The organism is Acidimicrobiales bacterium (genome assembly GCA_036399815.1).
Lineage (GTDB): Bacteria > Actinomycetota > Acidimicrobiia > Acidimicrobiales > DASWMK01 > DASWMK01.
In genome coordinates this window covers 1-6,419 of record DASWMK010000134.1, presented here as the reverse complement: position 1 = coordinate 6,419, position 6,419 = coordinate 1, and the positions used below count along the sequence as shown (strand labels likewise).

8 protein-coding genes are annotated in these 6,419 nt (G+C 76.4%); 3 read left to right on the top strand and 5 right to left on the bottom strand.

The features are described from left to right. From VGB14_09280 to VGB14_09270, 3 genes are all read right to left on the bottom strand, one after another. Positions 1-386 (bottom strand): hypothetical protein (locus tag VGB14_09280; GenBank protein HEX9993103.1); only part of this gene is annotated, 386 nt, incomplete at its 3' end. A 3-nt stretch (positions 387-389) separates the two neighbouring features. Further along, complete coding sequence (locus tag VGB14_09275) at positions 390-647, bottom strand: hypothetical protein (GenBank protein HEX9993102.1); 258 nt, start codon at positions 645-647, stop codon at positions 390-392. 57 nt (positions 648-704) lie between these two features. Further along, positions 705-1,061, bottom strand: a complete 357-nt coding sequence (locus tag VGB14_09270; protein ID HEX9993101.1) for a WXG100 family type VII secretion target — start codon at positions 1,059-1,061, stop codon at positions 705-707. Positions 1,062-1,123: 62 nt separating this feature from the next. On the opposite strand from VGB14_09270, the gene VGB14_09265 reads away from it, so the two are divergent. Both VGB14_09265 and thrC read left to right on the top strand, forming a co-directional pair. Beyond that, positions 1,124-2,404 carry a homoserine dehydrogenase gene (locus VGB14_09265; protein ID HEX9993100.1) on the top strand — a complete coding sequence of 427 codons (1,281 nt, stop codon included), beginning with the start codon at positions 1,124-1,126 and terminating at the stop codon, positions 2,402-2,404. After that, on the top strand, positions 2,401-3,768 hold the full coding sequence (thrC, locus tag VGB14_09260; GenBank protein HEX9993099.1) for a threonine synthase: 1,368 nt from the start codon (positions 2,401-2,403) through the stop codon (positions 3,766-3,768). Before VGB14_09265 ends, thrC begins: the two co-directional genes overlap by 4 nt. Positions 3,769-3,890: 122 nt before the next feature. Here the strand turns inward: thrC and VGB14_09255 are convergent, their stop codons facing one another. Further along, on the bottom strand, positions 3,891-4,685 hold the full coding sequence (locus tag VGB14_09255; protein HEX9993098.1) for an ABC transporter permease: 795 nt from the start codon (positions 4,683-4,685) through the stop codon (positions 3,891-3,893). Further along, positions 4,682-5,470 (bottom strand): ABC transporter ATP-binding protein, encoded by a 789-nt coding sequence (locus VGB14_09250; GenBank protein ID HEX9993097.1) that lies wholly within the window; start codon positions 5,468-5,470, stop codon positions 4,682-4,684. The genes VGB14_09255 and VGB14_09250 overlap by 4 nt, the downstream gene beginning before the upstream one ends. A 363-nt stretch (positions 5,471-5,833) precedes the next feature. Here VGB14_09250 and VGB14_09245 point away from each other — a divergent pair. Then, the coding region (locus VGB14_09245) for a Rho termination factor N-terminal domain-containing protein (GenBank protein ID HEX9993096.1) at positions 5,834-6,419 on the top strand (586 nt) is incomplete at its 3' end.

Here is a 6,419-nt window from a genome sequence, read left to right as displayed (position 1 = left end):
GTCGGGAGGTGCGCCGGGGGAGGGGGGAGGGGAGGTCGGTGGGCGGCGGCGGGCGTGGGGGTGGGCCCGCCGCCGCCCGGGCCCGGCGTCGTGGGCGCCGCCGGGGGACGGGTGAGGGGTGGTCGATCGGCGCCGGCGCGGTGAGCCCCGGTGACGGCCGGGCGGCCGCCGATGCTGGCGAGGTCGGCGCCGGGCGCCAGGCCGCGGGCCGCGACCGGGGTGGTGGGCCCGCCGGCGCGGCCGTCGACGAGGAGGCCGCCGGCCGCGGCGGCGTCCAGCCCGGCGGCCTCGGCGAGGGCGGCGGCCAGGTCGGCGACGGTGGCCTCGGGCTGCGCGTGGACGTCGAGGACGTGCTCGGCGCCGCCCCGCCGGTAGCGGACCAGCATCGCTCAGCCCTCCGCTCGCAGCCGGGCCGCGGCCATCGTCAGCTCGCAGCCGAGGTTCTGGAGGTCGGCCTCGATCGTCGCCAGCACCCGGACGGACCGGTCGAGCCCGTCCTCGAAGGCCGACGCCGCCTCGCCGCGCCACACGTCCGGCCCGCTCGCGGCGGCGACCGGGGCGAGGACGGCGGCCAGGCCGGACGCCAGCCCCGGCAGCCGGGCGGCGACGGCGTCGAACACGTCGGGGTCCAGGTCCACGCCGGTCACCGCCCGCAGCGACGACGAGGCGAGGCGATGGCGAGGGCGACGGCGGCGTGCATCGGGTCAGCCGAGCTGGTTGGCGACGCGGTCGAACTCGTCCCGCTTCACCTGGACGAACTGGGCCTGGGCGTCGAGGGCCTCGGCCAGGCGGGTGAGCGCGGCGGAGAACTCGCCGTTCCACTGGTCCCGGAACGCCCGCGCCACCTGGCCGGTCCAGGCCACGTCGACCAGCGCGTTCACCGCGCCGGTGATCTCGGACTGGAGGCCGGTCACCTGGTCGGCCCAGGCGAGGAAGCGGCGGGAGAGGTCGTCGAGCTGGGCCAGGTCGGCGCCGGCGAGGGTCATGGTGGTCCTCCACGGGAACGGGAACGGGAACGAGCGACGGTCCTTCGAGGACCGCACCGTACACCGGTGCGACATGAAAAGCAATGAGAAGCACTGGAACGCCGCCAGCGGACCGGCGGTCCGCTACCGTCGCCCGGGTGGAGACGACCGTGCGGGTGGGGGTGCTCGGGTGCGGGAACGTGGGCGCCGCGCTCGTCGGGCTGGTCGGCGAGCAGGGGGACGCCGTCGCCGCCCGCACGGGGCTGCGCCTCGAGGTGGCCGCCGTCGCCGTGCGCAACCTGTCGAAGGACCGCCCGGTCGCCCTTCCGCCCGGGGTCGTCACCCGGGACGCCTCGAAGGTCGTCGCCGACCCCGAGGTCGACGTCGTCGTCGAGCTGATCGGCGGCATCGAGCCGGCCAGGACGCTCGTGCTGACCGCCCTCGAGGCCGGCAAGCCCGTGATCACCGCCAACAAGGAGCTCCTCGCCAACGTGGGCGCCGAGCTGTTCGCGGCGGCCGAGCGGTCGGGGGTGGACCTGCTCTTCGAGGCGGCCGTCGCCGGCGGCATCCCGCTCATCCGGGCCCTGCGGGAGTCGCTCGCCGGCGAGCGCATCACCCGGGTGATGGGCATCGTCAACGGGACGACCAACTACATCCTCACGAGGATGAGCGAGGCCGGCGCCACCTACCACGAGGCGCTGGCCGAGGCCCAGAGCCTGGGGTACGCCGAGCGGGACCCGACGGCCGACGTCGAGGGCCACGACGCCGGGGCCAAGGCGGCCATCCTCGCCACGATCGCCTTCGGGGCGACGGTGGTGGCCGGCGACGTGTACCACGAGGGCATCGCCGGCATCACCCCCGTCGACATCGACTTCGCCGCCCGCCTCGGCTACGTCGTGAAGCTGCTGGCCGTCTGCGAGGCCGTCGAGGGGCAGGTCGCCGTCCGCGTCCACCCGGCCATGGTCCCGACCGCGCACCCGCTGGCCTCGGTGCGCGAGAGCTACAACGCCGTGTTCGTCGAGGGCGACGCCGTCGGCAGCCTCATGCTGCTCGGGCGGGGCGCGGGCGGGCGGCCGACGGCCAGCGCGGTGCTCGGCGACCTGGTCGACGCCGCCGCCAACCTGCGCAGCGGGGCCCACGCCAGCCTGGGGGCGCTCCGCCCGGCGGAGCTGCGGCCGGTGGACGAGCTGGCCGGCGAGTACTACGTGAACCTCCAGGTGCTCGACCGGCCGGGCGTGCTCCGCAAGGTGGCCGAGGTGTTCGAGCGCCACGGCGTGTCGATCCGGTCCATGGAGCAGGAGGGCCTGGGCGACGAGGCCAGGCTCATCCTCATCACCCACACGGCCGTCGAGCGCGACCTCCAGGCCGTGCTGTCCGACCTGCGCCACCTCGACGTCGTCGACCGGGTCGGGACGATGCTGCGGGTCGTCGGCGGGTGACCTCCTACGTCAGCACGAGGGGCCGGGCCGGGCCGGTGCCCTTCGCGGACGCGCTGCTCGCCGGCACGGCCGATGACGGCGGCCTCTGGGTGCCCGACGCCTGGCCGTCGCTGCCGGCGGAAACGGGCGACGGGTGGGTCGGGCTCGCCACTGCGGTGCTGGAGCGCTTCGCCGGGCCGGGGGTCGGCGACGCGGTGGCCGAGGCCGCCGCCACCTTCGACCACCCCGACGTCCTCCCGCTCGTCGACCTCGGCGACGTGCACCTCCTCGAGCTGTTCCACGGGCCGACCCTGGCCTTCAAGGACGTCGCCCTCCAGGTCGTCGGCCGCCTGGTCGACGCCGAGCTGACGAGGCGGGGCGAGCGGGCCACGGTCGTCGTGGCCACGTCGGGCGACACCGGCTCGGCAGCCATCGAGGCGTGCCGGGGGCGGCCGTCGGTCGACGTCGCCGTCCTCCACCCGGCCGGGCTCGTCTCCGAGGTGCAGCGCCGGCAGATGACGACGGTGGACGAGCCCAACGTGCTCAACCTGGCCGTCGACGGCAACTTCGACGACTGCCAGGCGCTGGTGAAGCGGCTGTTCGCCGAGGAGCGGGACCGCGGCGGGCTCCGGCTGATGGCGATGAACTCGATCAACTGGGCCCGCCTGGCCGTGCAGGTGGCGCCGTTCGTGCTGGCGGCGCGGCGCCTCGGCGGCGGGCCCGTGTCCTTCGCCGTCCCGAGCGGGAACTTCGGCAACGCCTACGCCGCCTGGGTGGCCCGGCGGATGGGGCTCGCCGTCGACACCGTGGTGGTCGGCAGCAACCGCAACGACGCCCTCGCCCGGTGGCTGCGGACCGGCGTGCTGGGCGGCGGGCCCGTCCACGCCACCCTCAGCCCGAGCATGGACGTGCAGGTGGCGAGCAACGCCGAGCGCCTGCTCTTCGAGCTCGCCGACCGCGACGGCGCCACCGTCGCCGGGTGGATGGCCGACCTGGCCGCCGGCCGGCCGGTCGACGTCGGCCCCGGGCGGGCGGGCGAGCTGGCCGGGCGGTTCCCGGCGGCGAGCGTCGACGACGAGGCGACCCTGGCGACGATGGGCGACGTCCACCGGCGGACCGGCGTGCTGATCGACCCCCACACCGCGGTCGGCGTGGCCGCGGCGCGCGCCCGGCGGGCCGACACGGGCGACACGCCCGTCGTGTGCCTGGCGACGGCCCACCCGGCCAAGTTCCCCGACGCCGTGGCCGAGGCCACCGGCGTCCGCCCCGCCCTGCCCGACCGCCTGGCCGACCTGCTCGACCGGCCGGAGCGGGTCACCGCCGTGCCGGCCGACCTCGGCGCCGTCCGGGCCGCCATCGTGGAGCGGTTCGCCGTCAGGGCTTGACGGTCGTCGTCATGCCGTCGTAATGTGATCGCAACACGCCGGACGACCTCCGGGGCTGTGTTGCCTCCCCCGAATCAGCGACGGCCCCCCGCCCCACGCACCACGGCGGGGGGTCGCTCGCGTCAGGAGAACCGGGTCACGTAGCCCCGGTCGCGGAACACGGCCAGCATCCTGGCGAGGAAGGCCAGCCCGGCGAGGGCGGCGACCAGGGCGCCGGCGGCCCCGGCCGCGATCGTCCCCCAGGGCACGGCCTCGCCGTCGAGGACGGTCCGCACGGCGCCGAACGCGGCCGTCGTCGGCAGCACCTTGGCGATCGGCTGCACCGGCCCGGGCAGCGCGTCGACCGGGTAGAAGACGCCGGACAGCGGCATGATCACGAACGTGATCCCCCAGGCGAGGATCTCCGCGCCCTGGCCGAAGCGCAGGATGAGCCCGACGACGAACAGGGAGATCACCCACCCGCAGGCGAGCAGGATGGCGGCGATGGGCACGAGCGCCCAGCCGACGTCGAGCACGTCGAACGCGTAGAAGCCGACGCAGCAGGCGACCACGACGGCCATGCCCATGGCCAGCTTGGCCAGGCCGAACAGCGCCACGCCGGCCGCGTACTCGGCCTCGGTGAGCGGCGTGGTCATGAGGTTCAACAGGTTCCTCGACCACGTCTCCTCCATGAACCCGGTCGAGACGGCGATCTGGCTCTGGTAGAGGACGTGGAACAGCAGGATGCCGGCGAGCAGGTACGGCACCCCGGCCCGGGTGGCGGTCGTCTGCTCGGCCACGAACACGCCGAGGGAGCCCCAGAGGAGGACGTCGACCAGCGGCCAGAAGGCGACGTCGAACCACCGGTGCGGGCTGCGCCACATCACCCAGGCGTGCCGGCGGACGACGGCGCCGACCCGCCGCCGTCGCCGCCTCACGACGCCTCCTCGGCCGGGCGCAGGGTCCCGGCCAGGTGGAGGAACACGTCCTCGAGCCCGCCCCGGCCGAACCCGGCGGCGACCTGCCCGGGCGGGCCGTCGGCCACGACGCGGCCGCCGGCGAGGAACACGACCCGCTCGCACAGCCGCTCGACCTCGACCATGTCGTGGCTCGTCACGAGGAGGGCGGTGCCCTCGCTCGCGCACGTGTCGAGCAGCCCGGCGCGGACGCGGTAGGCGACGTCGGGGTCGAGCGAGGCGGTGGGCTCGTCCAGCACGAGCAGCCGGGGGCGGTGGAGGGCGGCCTTCACGATGCCGACGAGGGTCCGCTGGCCCGACGACAGCTCCGAGCACAGCCGGCCGGCGAGGTGGGCGACCTCGAAGCGCTCGAGCCCGGCCGCCACGGCCGCCGCCGGGTCGTCGACGCCGTAGAGGCGGGCGAACACGTCGAGGACCTCGCGGACCCGCAGCCGGTCGGGGAGGGGCAGGTAGCCGGCGGCGAAGCCGACCCCCTCCATCGCCGCCGACCGGGCCGCGCCGATGCCGCCGTGGCGCCACCAGCGCCGCCGCCGGCCGTCGGCCACCCGGTGGCCGAGGAGGTCGACGGTGCCCTCGTCGGGCGTGACCGCGCCGAGGACCATGAGGAGGGTGGTGGTCTTGCCGGCGCCGTTCGGGCCGAGCAGGGCGACCCGCTCGCCGGGCGCGATCGTGAGGTCCACGCCGTCCACGGCCCGGACGCGCCGGAAGGTCTTGCCGAGGCCGGCGGCCCGGAGCACGGGGTCCACGAGCGGGCGAGTCTCGCGCCCGGCCGCCCGCCGCCCCGCGTCATTTCGGCGGATGTTGCTCACGGGGCCGACCGTCGTTACCATTGTCCCGGCGTCGCCACCGGAGGTGCTCCGGGTTGCGACGGGGCGATCCGCTCCCGAGACGGTCCTCCGCTCTCGAGCGCGGCATCCGGGGGCCTGGCTCGAAGGGTTCGTGCTGAATTCTCCCGACCACCCCCCAGTCGCCGGTCCCCACGGGTCGGATCCTCTCCCGCAGCCAGCGCACCGCCGGCCGTCCGGCCGGTCGGCAGCCGACGCGCTCCCGCGGGACCACCGATCCGAACCGTCTCCCCATTCCGCCGACCCAGCGAGGTGCCTGTGACCGTGGAGTCGTCCGCCCTGGAACGCTCGACCCTCGAGCGAAAGGAGCGAGACGAGCTCGCGACCATCGCCGAGGCGATGGGCGTCAAGCCCGGTTCCCGCGCCCGCAAGGCCGACATCGTCGATCTGATCCTGAAGGCCGCCGGCGTGCTGCCGGCCGACGACGGCGGGGCCGAGGCCGCCGAGCCGGCGCCCAAGCCGCGCCGCACCCGGCGCACGACCAAGGCGGCGGCCACGGAGGCCCCGGCCGAGCCGGCGGCCCCGCCCGCCGAGGAGACGGCGGCCACGACGGCCACCGGCACCGGCACCGGCACCGGCACCGGCACCGGCACGGCCACTGCCACCGGCACCGGCCTGGACACGGCGGCCACCGACACGGCCACCGGCACCGGCACCGGCACCGGCTCGGACACGGCGGCCACCGACACGGCCACCGCCGTCGGCACGGGCACCGCCCGGGGTACGGCGGCCGCGACGGCCACCGCCACCGCCTCGGCGGCCGAGGCGCCCGCCCCCGCGGCCGAGCCGGAGGCGCCCACCCTGCCCCTCCCCGACACGACGGCCGCCGGCGACGGCGACGGGGCGGCGG